At 44.0% G+C, this 17583-nt stretch carries 11 protein-coding genes; 4 read left to right on the top strand and 7 right to left on the bottom strand.

Features of this window, described 5'->3' with window-relative positions:
* Positions 1 to 48: 48 nt before the first annotated feature.
* The 4 genes from msbA to rsmG form a co-directional block, all read right to left on the bottom strand.
* Complete coding sequence (msbA, locus tag Q9G97_RS07780; protein WP_201569203.1) at positions 49 to 1839, bottom strand: lipid A export permease/ATP-binding protein MsbA; 1791 nt, start codon at positions 1837 to 1839, stop codon at positions 49 to 51.
* Positions 1840 to 1975: 136 nt separating this feature from the next.
* Positions 1976 to 3124, bottom strand: a complete 1149-nt coding sequence (locus tag Q9G97_RS07785) for a ParB/RepB/Spo0J family partition protein (protein WP_201569205.1) — start codon at positions 3122 to 3124, stop codon at positions 1976 to 1978.
* Between the two features lie 169 nt (positions 3125 to 3293).
* A complete protein-coding gene (locus tag Q9G97_RS07790; protein WP_305898341.1) occupies positions 3294 to 4091 on the bottom strand; it encodes a ParA family protein in 798 nt (265 codons plus the stop codon).
* Between the two features lie 128 nt (positions 4092 to 4219).
* On the bottom strand, positions 4220 to 4924 hold the full coding sequence (gene rsmG / locus Q9G97_RS07795; RefSeq protein WP_305898342.1) for a 16S rRNA (guanine(527)-N(7))-methyltransferase RsmG: 705 nt from the start codon (positions 4922 to 4924) through the stop codon (positions 4220 to 4222).
* A 205-nt stretch (positions 4925 to 5129) separates the two neighbouring features.
* Between rsmG and Q9G97_RS07800 the strand changes: the two genes are divergently transcribed.
* From Q9G97_RS07800 to Q9G97_RS07810, 3 genes are all read left to right on the top strand, one after another.
* Positions 5130 to 8024, top strand: coding sequence for an AAA family ATPase (locus tag Q9G97_RS07800; RefSeq protein WP_371747867.1), 2895 nt, complete (start codon positions 5130 to 5132; stop codon positions 8022 to 8024).
* 138 nt (positions 8025 to 8162) lie between these two features.
* On the top strand, positions 8163 to 9218 hold the full coding sequence (locus tag Q9G97_RS07805; protein WP_305898343.1) for a YafY family protein: 1056 nt from the start codon (positions 8163 to 8165) through the stop codon (positions 9216 to 9218).
* 94 nt (positions 9219 to 9312) lie between these two features.
* On the top strand, positions 9313 to 9966 hold the full coding sequence (locus Q9G97_RS07810) for a TerD family protein (protein WP_305898344.1): 654 nt from the start codon (positions 9313 to 9315) through the stop codon (positions 9964 to 9966).
* A 131-nt stretch (positions 9967 to 10097) separates the two neighbouring features.
* Here the strand turns inward: Q9G97_RS07810 and Q9G97_RS07815 are convergent, their stop codons facing one another.
* Positions 10098 to 11075 (bottom strand): ion transporter, encoded by a 978-nt coding sequence (locus Q9G97_RS07815; RefSeq protein WP_305898345.1) that lies wholly within the window; start codon positions 11073 to 11075, stop codon positions 10098 to 10100.
* Positions 11076 to 11614: 539 nt separating this feature from the next.
* On the opposite strand from Q9G97_RS07815, the gene Q9G97_RS07820 reads away from it, so the two are divergent.
* Entirely contained in the window at positions 11615 to 12241 is a 627-nt protein-coding gene (locus tag Q9G97_RS07820) for an OmpW family protein (RefSeq protein ID WP_305898346.1), read from the top strand.
* Between the two features lie 170 nt (positions 12242 to 12411).
* On the opposite strand, the gene Q9G97_RS07825 is transcribed toward Q9G97_RS07820, so the two are convergent.
* Together Q9G97_RS07825 and aceE are read right to left on the bottom strand one after the other, a co-directional pair.
* Complete coding sequence (locus Q9G97_RS07825) at positions 12412 to 14118, bottom strand: 2-oxo acid dehydrogenase subunit E2 (RefSeq protein ID WP_305898347.1); 1707 nt, start codon at positions 14116 to 14118, stop codon at positions 12412 to 12414.
* Between the two features lie 39 nt (positions 14119 to 14157).
* Positions 14158 to 16971: a pyruvate dehydrogenase (acetyl-transferring), homodimeric type gene (gene aceE / locus Q9G97_RS07830; protein ID WP_305898348.1), complete on the bottom strand. Its 2814-nt coding sequence runs from the start codon at positions 16969 to 16971 to the stop codon at positions 14158 to 14160.
* Positions 16972 to 17583: the final 612 nt, after the last annotated feature.

Here is a 17583-nt window from a genome sequence, read left to right on the forward strand (position 1 = left end):
ATTCTTATTATGCCAGTTAGTTTTTCACCTAGACAATCAATCGCTTCTTTATTCAAAGTCACGCTCATACATTTGGGCATAATAGCTCTTATTGCCTAACAACTCTTTATGAGTACCAATCTCAACAATTCGGCCGCCATCAAGTACCACAATACGATCAGCGGACTCAATAGTCGTCAAACGATGGGCTATGACGAGCGTAGTGCGATCCTTCATAACATTATCAAGCGCTTGTTGAATGTAATGCTCAGACTCGTTATCCAAGGCACTAGTAGCCTCATCTAAGATGAGAATAGGCGCGTCTTTTAATAGAGCACGAGCGATCGATAAGCGCTGACGCTGACCACCTGATAGTTGCAGGCCTTCGGCACCGATTTCACTTTGATAACCATTAGGCATTTTACTAATAAAGTCATGAGCAAAGGCATCTTTTGCCGCGCGTTCTACTTCAACAGGCGATTTACTGGCTAAGCTACCGTAGGCAATGTTATTGAACACCGTGGTATTAAATAACACCACTTGTTGATTGACCATCGCAATCTGCGCGCGCAAGCTATCTAGAGTAATATCGTCTATATCGAACCCATCCATAGTGATACGCCCTGAGCTGGTGGTCAACGTACGCGTCAATAAATTGACCAGCGACGACTTGCCTGCACCACTACGACCGACTAATGCGACAGTCTCACCCGCTTTTATATCTAAGCTAAAGTCTTGCAGAGCAACGGTTGAGTCAGGATAAACCAAATTAACTTGATCAAGGGTGATCGCGCCAGACAACCCTATATTAATAAGACCGGTATCGACCTCTTCAGGCTCATCAAGCAAAGCAAAAATAGACTCACCAGCGGCAATCCCTTTTTGCAGCTTTTGGTTGACGTCTGTCAGCGAGCGCACAGGCTTGCTCAGCAGTCCAGCAGCGGCAATATAAGAGATAAATGCACCCGCTGAGATGTTATCAATAACCGCAGGGCGCAGTGCTAGCCATACTACGACAGACATCGCCATTGCCATTAATAACTGCACCATTGGCGTATTAATGCTATTGGTTACGACTATTTTCATGCCTTGACGCAAGTTCTTTTTGGAGATCTGATCAAATCGCTGGGACTCGTACGCTTGACCACCATAGTTTTTGACCACATGATAACCACTAACCACCTCATTAGTGATATGACTCACCTCGCCCATGGTCTCCTGAATCCCTTTTGAGAGCTTAAGATAACGTTTTGAGGCAACACGAATCAGCCATAATATAGGCGGCAGTACCACAAACAAAATCAAAGTTAAACGCCAATTGCTATATAACAAAAACCCAATCAAGGCTACGACCGTCAAGCCATCACGCAACAAGGTTTTCATTGAGTCTGTACTGGCAGCAGTGACTTGCTCAACGTCGAATATCAGCTTAGATGAGATCGTCCCTGCAGGATTGGCCAAATAAAATGTGCTGGGTAGACGCAGCAATTTATTAAATACCTCTACCCGCAGTTGATAGACTAAGTTGCGAGATACGAGCGCGGTATAATAATTCCCCAAAAAGCTACCAACACCGCGCACAAAGAACAGCATGATAATAATGAGCGGGAATAAATTTTGTTTGGTCTGATCGTTATTATTGATAGCATCAGTGATGTATTGCAACAACTTAGCGATCCAAATCTCAGTGCCTGCGTTAATAGCAAAGCCGATAACCGTCAATGCAAGCGCCCACCAATAAGGCTTAAGATAACTTAGCAGACGCAGCAAAGTTTTATGCTTAGGCGGCGTTACAGGCGCGTGCGCTGTCTCATTGCTAGCGGAAGCTTTGGTTATATCAGCTGGTACAGGTTGGCTCATAAAAGCCTCAGTTTAATGATATTTGGTGAGTTTTTCACTTATACACTACTGCTCATTCACTATAATGTAGACAGTAGCCAGTGACTTGACATTGAGATTTATAGTGACAATATTGAAAATAGTGACATTAGTGACATTAGCGCTGTGCTTCTAGCTGTTTGATTAAAGCGGTGAACTGTTCATCATCATGAAAAAATATCTCGACACTGCCTTGACCATCTTTTTTATGCTTAAGCTTAACTTGTGCCCCTAGCGTATCCGTTAGGCGCTGTACCATCTGCTGGGTATCAAAGCTAGCTACTGCTGTGTTGGGATTGGCTTTAGGTGCAGGCTGCAAAATAGACTTGACCAGTTTTTCAGCTTCGCGCACCGTCATTGCGCCATCGATGATTTTTTGAGCGATGATAGGCTGCTGCTCAGAGGATAATGCCAGTAAGGTTCGCGCATGGCCCATATCTAGAGCACTGGTCGCTAGATGATCTTTGACCGTATCGTGCAGCTGATTGAGACGCAAAAGGTTTGATACTGTCGTTCGCGCTTTGCCAACGACTTCAGCAATCATAGCATGACTCATACCAAACTCAGTATGAAAGCGTTGCAAAGCGGCAGCTTGCTCAATGACAGATAGATCTTCGCGTTGAATATTCTCTATTAGTGCCAAAGCAATAGCCAGCTCATCAGACAAGGCGCGCTCAATCGCTGGAATCACCGCTTTGCCAGCCATCTTTGCCGCACGCCAGCGCCGCTCACCTGCGATAATTTCATGGGTCACTTGCGCACTGCTTTTGTCCTCGCTTGCAAGTAATGGTCTGATAACGATAGGCTGCATTACCCCATGCTGCTCAATTGAGGATGCTAGCTCTGCTAGCGCAGTCTCACTCATATCGCGGCGCGGCTGGTATTTACCTGCCTGCAGATGCAGCACATCGATCTGAATGAGGCTGATTTGATCTTCGCTACTGTTAGCATCAGGATTGGGCTTAGTGCTGATAGCACGTGCTGCACGAGTACGGTTTTTAGTAGTAGCACCTTCAATATTATCTTTTTCATTAGCAGTAGCTTTTGACCGTTTAGCCTTAGCAGGGATAGCACTTTTAGACCCAGTACTAGTCGCTGATGGTAGATCGGTATCTAAAGCCGTTTTGGTCGTGGCAAGGTGATGAACGTCATGATGCGCAACCGTATCATCTTGTAAGGCTGAGGCAGTAATTTGCTTTTCTTTTTTGATTGAGCCCAACAGAGCATCCAAACCTCGATTGGCAGCTAAGCCTCGTTTTTTCGCCATGATTAGCTATCCTTTCATACTGTAATAAAGATAAAAATAATAATAAAAGTCAAAATAAGAGCCCTATCATTAGGGTAATGGCTCAATAGTGACTGTAAAATTAAATAATTAAAGTTAAATGCTTAACTAGCGCTTTAAAGGCTCAGCTAGTGCAAAAGCTTTTTAGGCTCTATTTGAGCCGCTCAGCTGATTTTTTTGGGCTTTGTTTAATCACCTCAGCCGCCAGCTGCTGGTAAGCCATAGCCCCTTTTGAATTTTTATCAAATTCAAGTACTGGCACCCCATGGGCTGGTGCTTCTGCCAGACGTATATTACGTGGGATATGGGTTTTATACATGATATCGCCAAAGTGTGCTTGTAATTCAGCTGAGACATCATTGGCTAAGGTATTACGTGCATCGAACAAGGTTCTGACCACGCCGCGAATATAAAGCGTAGGGTTGAGCTCTGTTAAGCGCTCTATAGTCTGCGACAAATCAGCCAAACCTTCAAGCGCATAATACTCGCACTGCATCGGAATAATGACGCTATCGGTTGCAATAAGAGCGTTAACCGTCAGTAGGTTCAAGCTTGGCGCACAGTCCATTATGATATAGTCATAAGGTTTATTAACGCTTTGATCAGCTATCAGTACACCCATAGCTGCTTTTAATAATTCATGGCTATTGGTTTGACCCATCAAAGTAATATCTAGACCTGCCAGCTCACGATTGGCGCCGATCACATCAAAGCCCGCTGGACTCTGAACCGTTGCCGCTGCCAGTGACACGCCATCAAGCAAGACATCAGCTACGGTCAAGTCCAAATCGTTTTTATCCAAACCCGTACCTGAGGTGGCATTACCTTGCGGATCTAAGTCAATCAGCAGGACACGCTTGCGCTTAGCCGCTAGGCTTGCCGTCAAATTTACCGCCGTTGTGGTCTTACCCACGCCGCCTTTTTGATTCGCAATGGCTATGATTTCCATACACTCACTCAATTTGATTAATGTGATACTTTTTATTTATCTATCTATCTAAGTTTTCAGATATTCAGTCGTAGATTGTAGCGGTAAAACTGTAGTGGCTAAAACTCTAATAGTTAAAATTATAGCGGCTAAGCTAGAGCTTTTTGGGTCAGCTCAATAAGATGACGACTGTCTTCAAGACGCGGCACCTTTAATTTGATCGTTCTAATCTGCCATTTTTGCTCTAGCGCTTGCAGCTCATCAAGGGTCGGCTCTTTGCCCTTCATCGCACACAAATAACCATCGCTCGCCAAACGTGGCTGGGCAGCTGCCACAAAGTCAGTCAAGCTAGCAAAGGCTCTAGAGGTAACTACCTTATACTGCCCCTCATGAGCTTCAATACGCGCAGCAATAGGCTGTATATTATCCAATCCAAGCTCGCTACTGACCTGTTTAATAAAGCGGATTTTTTTCTGATTACTATCCAGCGCACTACACTGGCGCTCAGGCTGGCAAATAGCGATAATAACTGCTGGCAGTCCAGCTCCTGTACCGATATCCAACAAATTCCCAGCGGGTAAATGCGTTATAATAGCCAAGCAGTCGATCACATGCTTGATAAGTGCCTCTTGTGGATCGGTAATCGCCGTCAAATTATAGGTTTTACTCCATAATAGCAACTGATCTAAATATAATAATAGTTTGCGCTGCTGTACCATAGTTAGCGATAAATCGAGCTCCTGTATAGCCTGCACTAAGATAATGGCTAAATCTGGCAACTGCGCGCCAAGCTTTACGAATCCAGTAGGATCAGCCAGTTGATCACTATTATAGGCAAATTTAGAAGCTGACATACTGTATATTATCCTGTTGTGGCGCGTGAACCGATTATTTTATCATGCAGGCTGCCCCTTGAATAGTTGCAGATTGCGTCATTGACCGTCATCTTATACTATCTACACTAATAGTGAAGATTTATTCGATTTTACTGTCCTTAATACCGCCTATTAACCAGCTTTACCTACTAAGCTTTATAACTTTTGAGATAGTGTACCGCCTATGACTGACCATGATACCGCAATGACTCAAAAGACCGTTGTTATTGACTCTTTATCTACCCAAACACCTGCACAGATAAATGATGCAGACGCTAGTGTGCTCCTTGACGACCTCTCTAATGACACTCTTAATAATAAAAAAAGCGCTAATAAAAAGTCTACTTCCAAAAATAAAGCTCCAAAAAATAAAGCCGCGAAAGATGCATCGGTAGATGACACGGCAATAGCCGCTGAATCAACGCCGCATCCTATTTCGGTACAGATTAATGAGCAATGTTTTATTTCAGCGGAACATCTAAAACGCTATACCCAGCCAAGCCAGCTGCCAACGGACACTCGCGTAGCTGATGATTTGGACGTGGGTTTTGGTCAACAGCGGGCTATCAAAGCTTTGCAGACGGCAGTGGATATCAAAGCCAGTGGCTATCATGTGTTTGCAGCAGGTGAGAACGGCTTGGGTAAACGTACTATTATTAGCCGCTTGCTACGCCGTATCGCAGGCGACGCTCCTACGCCTGATGATTGGGTCTACGTACATAACTTTAGCGATCCGCGTGCGCCGCTGGCGCTGAGCTTACCTAGTGGCCAAGCCTTATTATTAAAGCAGCAAGTCAATAAGGTATGGCAGCAAGCCCACAAGCGCCTTAACCAGCGCTTTCGTAGTGATCATTATCAAAATGAGATCGAAGCGATTAAGAACAGCACTCAGCAGCAAGAAGTTTTGGCTTATGACGAGCTAAGTGCTGAGGGCAAGCAGTATAATTTGGCATTGACGTTTCGAGCTTTTGATAATAAAGCGCTGTTTGTACATCCGAGCCAATTACCAGAGAGTATTGAAAACACCTCTACTTATACTAAGCATACAGAATCGCCTGATGAGCTTAGGTCTAATAAATCGAATACTCAGTCATCCTCGCATAACACAACCGATCAACATGAGCACAGTAATTTTGAACAGAATAGCTTTGAACAAAATAACTTTGCAGAAAACAACTTTGTGCAAAAAAACCACATGCACAAGCGTTTTAGCAAGCTGACGATCGTTTTGGAGCAGTTAGAAGACGAAGCTAATAGTGCTATTGAAGCTTTGCATAAAGATATCGCCCAGCGCGCACTTGAGCCACTATTTGCATCACTTTATGAACAGTTCGCCGCTAGCCCCTTAGTTATTGACTATTTGCACACTATATTTGACGATATGATTGAGCATGCCGCGCATATTGTTAATGGCGATGATGAAGCGTTCGTATCTCCACTCTTGGCTACTACTCCTAGCCGCTATAGCGTGAATGTTATGGTCAGTCATGAGGCTGATAGTGGTGCGCCCGTTATCTTTGAGGATCTACCGACCCATCTGAATTTACTTGGGCACGTTGAGCAGATCACCCAATTGGGCACAGTGACCACAGATGTCAGTATGATTCGCGCAGGTGCTCTGCATCGCGCTAATGGTGGTTATCTGATTTTAGAGGCCAGCCACGTTCTTGAGCACCCTTACGCTTGGCAAGGACTAAAACGCGCGCTGCAATCTCGTAAAATAAAACTGTCTAGCCTTGAGCAAATGCTAACGTTGACAGGCAGCTTATCGTTGGCACCAGCGCCTATTGATTTGGATATAAAGGTAATCTTATTAGGCGAAGCTGATTTGTATTATGAGCTGCTCGAGCTTGAGCCTGAATTTGATGCAGTCTTTAAGATACGCGCGGACTTTCACGATGATGTCACTCGCACCCACGCGCATGAGCTAGCACTAGTGGCAAAAATGGCTGATATCATCGACTATGCCGATCTACATCCTTTTGATAGCGAAGCACAAGCGGCATTACTTGAGCATTTGAGCTTACAAGCTGAAGATCAAAACCGTCTTAGTCTACACAGCGATCGCTTGATTAAATTACTACAAGAGTCCAATCGTCATGCCCGCCTGCAAGAATGTGAGCTCGTTGATGCCAGTCATGTCACTCAAGCTATCGCTGATATGGATGAACGCTCAGGCTATCTGCGTGATTTATACTGGCAGGAGCTCAAAAACGGTCAGCAGCTCATCAACACCCAAGGCACGGCTGTCGGACAGGTTAATGCGCTCACGGTAGTCAGCTATGCTGATAGCGAATTTGGCATGCCTGCGCGCTTGACTGCTTTGATTCAGCCCAATATCGGTGCAGGTGAGATACTAGATATCGAGCGTGATGTCGATCTAGGCGGTAGCTTACATGCCAAGGGTATGCTGATTATGACCAGCTATCTACGCGCCTTATTTAGCCGCCATCATGCGCTAAATTTTAGTGCTTCACTCGCCTTTGAGCAAAGCTACGCTCATATCGACGGCGATAGTGCGACCGTCAGCGAAGCCTGCGCCCTGCTCTCAGCGCTCGCCGATGTGCCGATCAATCAAGCGCTAGCGATCACCGGCTCCATGAACCAGCTGGGCGAAGTACAAGCGGTTGGTGGAATTAATGCCAAGATAGCAGGGTTCTTTGATGCCTGCCGCGAGCAAGGTTTGACAGGTGAGCAAGGGGTTGTCATCCCTATGGCTAACGTCAAGCAGTTGATGTTACGCGACGATATTATTGAAGCGGTTGATGCGGAGCAGTTTTATATTTATGGCGTCAATACGCTCAGCCAAGCTCTGACGCTGATGATGGGATTGCCTATTGATATCATGACTAAAAAGGGGCGCTACCGTAAAGAGACGCTCTTTGGTAAAGTCTTACAGCGCTTAATGTTATGGGATGAAAACCAAGCCGATGCGGCTGATATTGATGATAAAAAAGCGAATAAAGCCAAAAAGAAGGCCAAAGCTAAGCGCAAGGCTAAAAAAAAGCGTAAAGATAAAGAGTCTGCTTTGAATGACCCTATAAAGGATGAGGACCAACAAGATGCCAATCAACCATAGAGCAATGTTAGTATTAAAATCTACGGTCGCAAGATTTCATCTAACAAACCTAGACGCTACTAATTTTTTCTGCGATGATAATTCATTAGCGATATAAACCAAATAGCTTTAAGACTGACTGATAAAGGTAATTCCTCCATGAGCGAGCAAACAGCATCCAAAACCGAAGACAATACTAATGATGCTGCCAGCCGACACGGAGCCGCGACCACCGCACGTCAATGGCAGGTGCTATCACAGTTGCAGCGTAATCGCTGGGTGGGCACGACTCATGTTTATGAGCAGCTCAAGCTGGCAGGGTTTGATATTAGCTTACGTACAGTGCAAAGAGACCTCAACGCCTTAGCCAAACGCTTTCCGATTGAGAAGAATAACGCCAATCCGCAAGGCTGGCGCTGGTGCGATGATGCGCCACTGCAAAGTCTACCGCATATGAATCTATCGCAAGCGGTGGCCTTCAATATGGTTGAGGCCAATCTGACTCAATTATTACCGCCTGCTATTTTAGATGAGTTATTTCCTTGGTTTGATCTAGCGCGACGTCAGCTAAAAAATAGCAAGGTTACCCATTCATGGATAGATCGTGTGCGTATTGAGCCTGCCACTCAGCCACTAATTGCCCCGCATATCGACTTAGAGAGCAAAGACAATATCTATCATGCGTTATTTTATCAGCTGCAGATTCAAGCGTGCTATACCCGTAGCAATAAGCTTGAGGCAAGTGAATATACACTGAACCCTATCGCTATTATTCAACGTGGGGTCATTATCTATTTGCTCGCAACCCGTACTGATGATCCTGATGTTATTATTCGCACCTTTGCCCTACACCGCTTTACTAGCGTTGAGCTATTAGAGACTAGCGCCCAAACGCCAAGCGGCTTTCAGTTAGATAGCTATCTAGATGCTGGCGGTATGGGCTTTACCCATCCGCTACTGAGTCAATTACCTGACCATGGTAAAAACACCGCCATCGAGCTGCACTTTACTAAAAGCGCTGGTAGAAGCTTGACGGAAAGTAAGTTAAGTGACGATCAAACGGTAACCCTAAATGACGATGATACCCTGACCATATCGGCAACGGTAAATCTTACCTCACAGCTAGTCTGGTGGTTACGTGGCTTCGGTAATGGCTTGTTGGCTACTAAGCCCGCTCTGCTTTATCAAGCCGTATCAGGTATTGAATTTGAGTAAACCTCTGAATCAGTAAATTTATTGTCGGTTTTATTTTTAAGATAGCTCATTTATCAAAACTTATGAAAAACCTTTATAACAAAAAAGGAATACTATGGCCATCGCGACTCAACCTACATTGTCTAACAGTCTATCTACATTAGGACTCACAGCGAAGACTTTGTTTTTTTCGTTGAACTTTGACTTTACTCCGCCTAAAACTGAGAAAAAGAAAAAGAATCGTTTTAAGCAAAATCAAGGCGCTATAGACATTGATATCGCTTGTGTGCTTTATGATAAGCAGTGCACTATTGTAGACATGGTTTGGTTCAAGCAGCTGCGTGATAGTGCTGAGTCTGTTCGCCATCAAGGTGATAGCCTAAATGGTAAAGATCGCGGTGAGCAAGCGTTGTATCATGCGCCGCTCGATCAAGAGCAAATCCGCCTTTATTTGAAAGATATTCCTGCTCAAGTGACTAGTATCGGCCTATTAGCGAACTCTTATTATGAACAGCCCTTCAGACGCGTCCATGCAGGTGAGATACATTTGAGCGATGATGAAGGCAATCGGGCTTTTGATATTAATTTAAAACAGTTACCAGGCGATTGTCATACACTTTGGGTAGCAAGCTTACATCGTGAGGTTGGCGATTGGCATTTAATCCTACAGAATCTGCCCCTACCTGCCAAGGATCTAGAAAAGGCGGCGCAAGAAGTCGCGCATGAGCTAGCGCGTGCCCTACCCGTACCTCTATCTGTCGCTACCTGATCTATGACAATCTCATGACAGCATGAGTCTCTACTATGCTGTTTATGCTTGCTTAACGCTAAAAAGGCTACTCTCTGTATATAGGGAGCAGCCTTTTTAATGTCGTAACTTTGACTATACTGTTGAAAAAACTATAAAGACTCACCACAATTAGGGCAAAAGTTCTTTTGCTTTACTTCTTTTTCGCGCTGCTCTAGCGCTTGCTCGCGCAGTACTTGTAAGACGATAGCCTGTGCCTCTTCTCGATCCAATCCCAGCTCACGGCGTATCTTATCAATCATTGTCTGATTCTGCACTAGATCAAAATCACCATCGACTAAATACTCACGAAACTGCTGCTCGATCTCATCACGCCGTTGCTCAAGCTCATTGGCAAGGCCTGTGGCCAAAATACCTGCTGGCAAAGCTGCCAAGCCAACACCCAAGATAGTAATAATAGCACCTAATATCTTGCCTGCATTAGTGATCGGCGTGACATCACCATAACCGACGGTAGTTAGAGTCACCACCGCCCACCACATCGCTTTAGGTATAGATTCAAACTCCTCAGGCTGGGCATGATTCTCAACTAAATAAATGCCACTAGAGGCGGTCACTATCATAATTATTAAAATAAAGATAACCGCTTGAAACGAGCCCTTCTCTTTACTGATAACCACGAGCAGAATACGCATCGAAGCAAAATAGCGCGTAAGCTTTAAGATTCTAAACAAGCGTAATATACGCAAGAAGCGTAAATCGATACTGACAAAGAAGTTCAAAAAGGCAGGTGCAATAGCGATAAGATCGATCAGTGCTGAAGGGCTTTTGAGCCACTCCCAACGTTGTCGCCAAGTGGTATTATCAGGCTTAGCCTCAGCGACACTCCAAAACCGTAGCAGATATTCGATCGAAAACACCACGATGGAGAAATTTTCAAACCAAGTAAAATAGTCTTGATAAGGGTAATACCACTGATCAACAGACTCAGCAATAACGGCAGCTACGTTAGTCAGGATTAACAAAATTAAAAAGTAATCAATGCTCCGACTAAACAAAGTATCGTGGTCATCGTTTTGCAGAATGTCATAAACAAAGTGACGTAAGCGGTGTATGGGATGAAATGGCATACTGACCTTAATGGCTAATGGAGCTTATAAAACTCAATTAAAATCTTGAGCGTTTTATAACGTTTAGGGCGTGTTAGAACCTTATTATCATGACTTTAATAAAAGCTGTGACAATTATACAAAATTTGCATAATAAATATAGCACAATACCAATAGCAATAAGGCAATGATACCCAACGACCAGCTCAAAACTTGCTGTTCTTTATAAGAGCTGCTACTTAAGTTATTTGCTGGCACTAACGATAAGCCGCATTCTGGACAACGGTTATCATCTGCGCTCACTACCTGCATTAAGCGTGCGCTGTTACAGCGCAGTGGGGAGTTACTACAGTATCCAGTCATATATTAACCAATAAGATAGTTCTCTATAAAATTGTTTAGAGTTTATTTTTAAATCACTACAGTTTGTAAGGGTTTTATATTATAATAATACCTATAAGCTACTAGTTGTTTTTTATAGTAACTTTGTCTCTCAGTAAATGATGCCATCCCTCATCAATAATTACTGAATATTATTTATTATGTTAAGGACTTAAACAATGAAACTACAATCCCTAGTTTTAGCCACTGCTACGGCACTTAGTATGACCACTGCTTTTGCGGTTCCTGCTGGTACTTGGTCTGTTGCTGCTGGCGCGCACATGGTAGATCCAAAAAGCGACAATGGCACTTTAAATAATGGTCTAAATGTTGATGTCGATGATGATATTCGTCCAACAATCAGCGGTGAATACTTTATCGCTAATAACGTCGGTATTGAATTACTAGCAGCTATTCCTTTTCATCATGACTTTACTTTGAACGATGCGGCTGGTAATGAAGTCCTTACAGGTAGCACCCAACATCTGCCACCTACTCTGTCATTACAATATCATTTTGATTATGACAATATGCCATTAAATATCAAGCCATTCGTAGGTGTTGGTGTCAACTATACGATGTTTTTTAAGGAAAGAATCTCTAATGGTGCAGATTTAGATCTTGATGATAGCGTTGGCGTAGCAGGTCATGTTGGTATCGATATTCCGTATGCTGCAACTGAAGCTTTCCGTATTGATGCCCGCTATATGGATATCAAAACTGACGCTAGCTTGAACGGTGCCGACATCGGTGAGATTGATATCAGCCCTTGGGTTTATGGCGTAGCATTCGTTAAACAGTTCTAATATAGGTAAATTTTAGATAAACTTATTAATAAAAAGCCAGCGTTGATGCTGGCTTTTTGGTGTCTATTACCTATAAATATCAGGCCTTGAATCAATTAGTTAAGCCCATAAAAAAGACCATCCGTAGACAGTCTAATTTTTATTAAATCTTCTAGATAGTTAAATCAGCTTTACAACAAAATCTTGCGTGGATCAGCCAATAGGCTCGCCACATAACGGGTGAATACTGCTGCATCAGCGCCATTGATAACACGATGATCATAAGATAATGATAGTGGTAACATTAAACGCGGTTCGAAGGTCTGTTTGGCAGCATTCCACACTAGTTGCATCGTTGCCTCTGAGGCACCTAAGATACCAACTTGTGGCCAGTTAACTAGTGGTGTAAATGCTGTACCACCTAAGATACCTTGGCTTGATATCGTAAAGCTAGCGCCTTGTAGATCTTTGGTACTAAGCTTTTTATCACGGGCTTTTACAGCCAGCTCGCCAATCTCAATAGCAATCTGCTTGATGCCTTTATCTTGCGCATCTTTAATCACAGGAACTATCAAGCCGTCATCAGTAGCGACAGCAATACCCATATTCACGCTTTTGCGTAGGATAACTTGGGTATTATCATCACTTAGATGACTATTGAAGCGCGGATGCTGAGTAAGCGCATAAGCAGTAGCCTTAACGATAAAGGCTAAAATAGTCAGACCTATACCTTGTGCTTTCATACCGCCTTTAAGCTCACCACGTAGTTTTTCGGTCTCAGTAATATCCGATAGGTCAAACTGAGTCACTTGTGGTAAGTAAGTATTATAGTTGAGCTGCGGTATAGACACCTTTTGCAAGCGTGTCAGATCTTGCACCTCAAGCTCGCCCCAGATTGCAGCATTACTCATATCAGGTAATGTAGGCAGACTAGCATGCGCACTACTGCTAGTAGCAGGTGCTGCTTGCTGAGTGCTCAAACTGTTTTTTACATGCGCAAACAGATCTTCTTTTAGGATACGCTCATTGATCGCTGAACCACTCACCTGAGTGATATCAACACCAAGCTGACGGGCAAGCTTACGCACAGCAGGGCCTGCATAAACCTCTGTTAATTTTTCATTAACTTGAGATTCCGTCAGCTTAGCAGTCGCTGCTGGTGCAGTACTGGCTGTCGCAGCCTTAGCAGGAGCTTGCTTAGGCTCACCTGTGGTTTGTGTTGCTTGCTTGTCTGCAGTAGACGTTTTGGCTGTCGGCTCATCAGCTTTAGGCTCATCTACCTGAGCGCTATCATCCGCAGCACTGCCAACGATCACAATAAAGTCTTGGCCATTGGCAACCATATCACCAACATTGACTAAGATTTTTTCAATCTTACCCGCCTCTGGTGCTGGTACTTCAACCGAAGCTTTGTCAGATTCGATTAACAGTATTGATTGATCCTCAGTGACCATATCGCCAACGCTGACCATAATCTCAGCTACTTGCGCTTCATCGACGCCAAGATCAGGCAATGGATGCGTTGTTGCGGATTTTGCTGCCGCTTTAGCAGATGTGGCTTTAGACTCAGAGGCGTTATCGCTTGCCACTTCAGTCTTAGCTTCATTGCTTTGAGTTTTGTTTTCTGCTGGTTTTTCTTGGGTCTCAGGTGTGCTTTCGGCGCTATCAGAATCAGCGCTGTCAATTTCAATTAAAAGTACGCCTTCAGTGACCTGATCGCCAATAGCGACATTGATCTTAGTGACTTTTCCAGCAGCAGAGCTTGGTACTTCGACTGAGGCTTTGTCAGACTCTAATAATATAATATTATCATCTTTGGCAATCACATCGCCGACTTGTACCATAATCTCGCTGACTTCGGCACTATCGACGCCTAAATCGGGGGCTTTAATTTCCATCCTTACTATCCTTATCTTAAGACTACCTTGTCTTGTAGTTTATTCTGCGACGTCATCATCATTAAGTAACTGGGCATCGGCTTTGTCTTCAGCGCGACCTTCACTACTGATTTCATCATCGTCTTCACCAACAAACTCAGGTACAGGATTCGGGTTTACCTTGTCAGGCGCAGGTGCATCTGGGAAATGATCATAATGAGGTTGCTGCTGCCATGCTGGTGGCTGATCAACATCGATTCCAAAACTTGAGATCGCGTCTTTGACCAAGCGCATTTCAACTTCACCTTCATCCGCTAGGCGCTTAAGAGTTGCAACGACAATGTGTGCCGCATCAACATTAAAGAAGCTACGTAAGTTCTCACGGGTATCCGAGCGACCATAACCATCAGTACCTAAAGTAGTATAAGGACGGTTGTCTGGTAACCAAGCACGGATTTGCTCAGAATAATTACGCATATAATCTGTCGCAGCGACTACGATACCTTCGTGCGGTGCTAACTGCTCAGTGATCCAAGAGACTTTTTCCTCTTCCATAGGATGCAGACGATTGTAGTCATCACAAGCCATACCATCACGAGTCAGCTCATTAAAGCTCGTTACACTCCAGACGTTAGAGGTAATGTTAAACTCATCTTTTAGGATACGAGCTGCTTTTTGCACTTCGCGTAAGATGACCCCTGAGCCTAATAGCTGAACTTGAGTTGAACCATTATCTTCTAACAGATACATACCACGTTTGATACCTTCTTCTACACCTTCTGGCATAGCAGGCTGCTCGTAGTTCTCATTCATGAGCGTCAAGTAATAATAAACGCGCTCGCCTTCACCATACATACGGCGCAGACCGTCATGCATCACGACTGCCAGCTCATAACCGAAGCAAGGATCATAGCTGACACAGTTTGGCACGACATTGAACAATATCTGCGAATGACCATCTTGATGCTGTAGACCCTCGCCATTTAGCGTAGTACGGCCTGCTGTCGCGCCTAGTAAGAAACCCTGAGCCTGACAGTCTCCTGCTGCCCAAGCCAAGTCACCAACGCGCTGGAAACCAAACATTGAGTAGTAAATATACATCGGAATCATCGGTAACGCGTTAACAGAATAGCTGGTTGCCAAAGCAATCCAGGCACTCATAGCACCCGCTTCATTGATACCTTCTTCTAACATGTGACCGTCGATGGCTTCTTTATAGCCCATCAAAGCTTCGCTATCTTCTGGCGTATATTTTTGCCCAAGAGCAGAGTAGATACCCAGTTGACGGAACATACCTTCTAATCCAAAGGTGCGTGCTTCGTCAGGTACGATAGGTACCACACGGTCTTGGATGTCTTTGTTTTTTAGCATGGCCGATAGAAGACGTACAAACACCATAGTCGTCGACTGCTCTTTGCCTTTGCTACCTTGTATTACGCGATCAAAGATAGACAACTCTGGAATATTTAGTGGAATATGACCACTACGGCGGTTTGGTAGATGACCGCCTAACGCTTCACGGCGACCTTTTAGGTATTTCATCTCCGCTGAACCCTCTTCAGGGCGATAAAAAGGTAGCGTCTCTAGCTGCTCATCGGTAAAGGGCAAATCAAAACGATCACGGAAATATACCAAAGCTTCTTGATTAAGCTTTTTGATTTGATGTGAGTTATTGACTGCTTGCGCTTGGTTAGATAGGCCGTAACCCTTAACCGTCTTAACCAATACAACGGTTGGTTGACCTTTGGTTTTCATCGCTTCACTAAACGCAGCATAGACCTTCATCGGATCATGACCACCACGGTTTAGGCGTGAGATGTCATCATCTGTCAAGGCATCTGCCATCTCTTCTAGCTCAGGATATTTACCAAAGAACCCTTTGCGCGTAAATTCAGGCGTACGCGCCTCATATAATTGATACTCGCCATCGACCACTTCTTCCATACGGTGTTTGAGCACACCCGTATCATCATTGGCAAGCAAACTATCCCACTTACCGCCCCAAATCACCTTTATTACTCGCCAGCCTGCACCGCGGAATACTGACTCGAGCTCTTGAATAATCTTACCATTACCACGTACCGGTCCATCAAGACGCTGTAAGTTACAGTTGACTACCCAAATGAGGTTATCAAGCTTCTCACGACCAGCAAGAGAAATAGCACCTAAGCTTTCTGGCTCATCTGTTTCACCATCACCTAAGAACGCCCAAATTTTGCGCCCTTCCGACTCTAGCAATTTACGGTTTTCCATATAGCGATGGACATGCGCATGATAGATCGACATGATCGGACCTAAGCCCATAGATACTGTAGGGAACTGCCAATAATCTGGCATTAGGTAGGGATGTGGGTAGCTTGACAGTCCCTTGCCGCCTACTTCACGACGAAAGTTATCTAGCTGCTCCTCATCCAAGCGACCTTCTAAATAAGAACGCGCATAGATACCTGGCGCTGAGTGACCTTGGTAGTAAACCATATCACCGCCAAAATGATCACTGGCAGCGCGGAAAAAGTGGTTAAAACCTGTCTCATAGAGGGTAGCACTAGAGGCAAATGATGCCAAATGACCGCCTAAGTCGTCGTCATTTTTGTTTGCACGCATCACCATTGCCAAAGCATTGTAGCGAATCAAGGCACGAATCTTACGCTCAATAGCTGGGTCACCAGGGTACATCGGCTCATCTTCAACAGCGATAGTATTGACATAAGCAGTGTCCAAACGGTTAAAAGGCAGCCCTTCTTGCACCGCCATGTTGTATAACGCTTTTAATAAAAACTGTGCGCGATCTTTGTCCGCGTGTTTTATGACGGACTCAAACGCTTCCAGCCATTCTTGGGTTTCGGTGCTATCAGCATCCTTATAATAATTCATCTACGATAATCCTTATATATCAGTCGTTCCTGCAATAACAGGGGGTAATTGAACAGTTTGATGAGACAAAGGTAGCTTAACGACGTCCTTGCTACATTTAAGCAGTCCTGTGTCCAGCGGGGTAACAGCACTCAAAGGTGTCTGTCAATTTAGTAGGTTGGTGCGATTAGAGGGGTCTAACATGGTAATACAAAAATTACGACATAACCATAATTGTATAATTATAAAGACTAATGACAAAACTAAAAACCTTTATCTATTCTTTATGATCATTTAATTTTGATAGCACCCTAATTGAAATTAAGTCAGATCTTATTCGATACTGTCCATCACTTCATTTAGGGCAGAGTATTGCTATGCTAGAGATTAATCAGTAAATAGGATCGAGTGTTATTGATTAGGTTAAGATTAAAGCTCACTTATATTGCAATCGTCTCAAACACAACATCACTCACCACTTGTCTATAAAATGGCGACTATTAGCTGACTATAACATATAGTCAGTATAATTTTCCCTTATGCCTAAAACTTATGTACTTGAGAGCTATGTACCTGAAACCTATATACCTAAGAATTAGTAAATAAAAGACTTGATAGCCTCTATACATAGAA

Source organism: Psychrobacter sp. M13 (genome assembly GCF_030718935.1).
Taxonomy (GTDB): domain Bacteria; phylum Pseudomonadota; class Gammaproteobacteria; order Pseudomonadales; family Moraxellaceae; genus Psychrobacter; species Psychrobacter immobilis_G.

Coding starts and splice junctions, on each gene's coding strand:
- msbA (WP_201569203.1), bottom strand. CDS start 1,839: ATGAGCCAACCTGTACCAGCTGATATAACCAAAGCTTCCGCTAGCAAT.
- Q9G97_RS07785 (WP_201569205.1), bottom strand. CDS start 3,124: ATGGCGAAAAAACGAGGCTTAGCTGCCAATCGAGGTTTGGATGCTCTG.
- Q9G97_RS07790 (WP_305898341.1), bottom strand. CDS start 4,091: ATGGAAATCATAGCCATTGCGAATCAAAAAGGCGGCGTGGGTAAGACC.
- rsmG (WP_305898342.1), bottom strand. CDS start 4,924: ATGTCAGCTTCTAAATTTGCCTATAATAGTGATCAACTGGCTGATCCT.
- Q9G97_RS07800 (WP_371747867.1), top strand. CDS start 5,130: ATGACTGACCATGATACCGCAATGACTCAAAAGACCGTTGTTATTGAC.
- Q9G97_RS07805 (WP_305898343.1), top strand. CDS start 8,163: ATGAGCGAGCAAACAGCATCCAAAACCGAAGACAATACTAATGATGCT.
- Q9G97_RS07810 (WP_305898344.1), top strand. CDS start 9,313: ATGGCCATCGCGACTCAACCTACATTGTCTAACAGTCTATCTACATTA.
- Q9G97_RS07815 (WP_305898345.1), bottom strand. CDS start 11,075: ATGCCATTTCATCCCATACACCGCTTACGTCACTTTGTTTATGACATT.
- Q9G97_RS07820 (WP_305898346.1), top strand. CDS start 11,615: ATGAAACTACAATCCCTAGTTTTAGCCACTGCTACGGCACTTAGTATG.
- Q9G97_RS07825 (WP_305898347.1), bottom strand. CDS start 14,118: ATGGAAATTAAAGCCCCCGATTTAGGCGTCGATAGTGCCGAAGTCAGC.
- aceE (WP_305898348.1), bottom strand. CDS start 16,971: ATGAATTATTATAAGGATGCTGATAGCACCGAAACCCAAGAATGGCTG.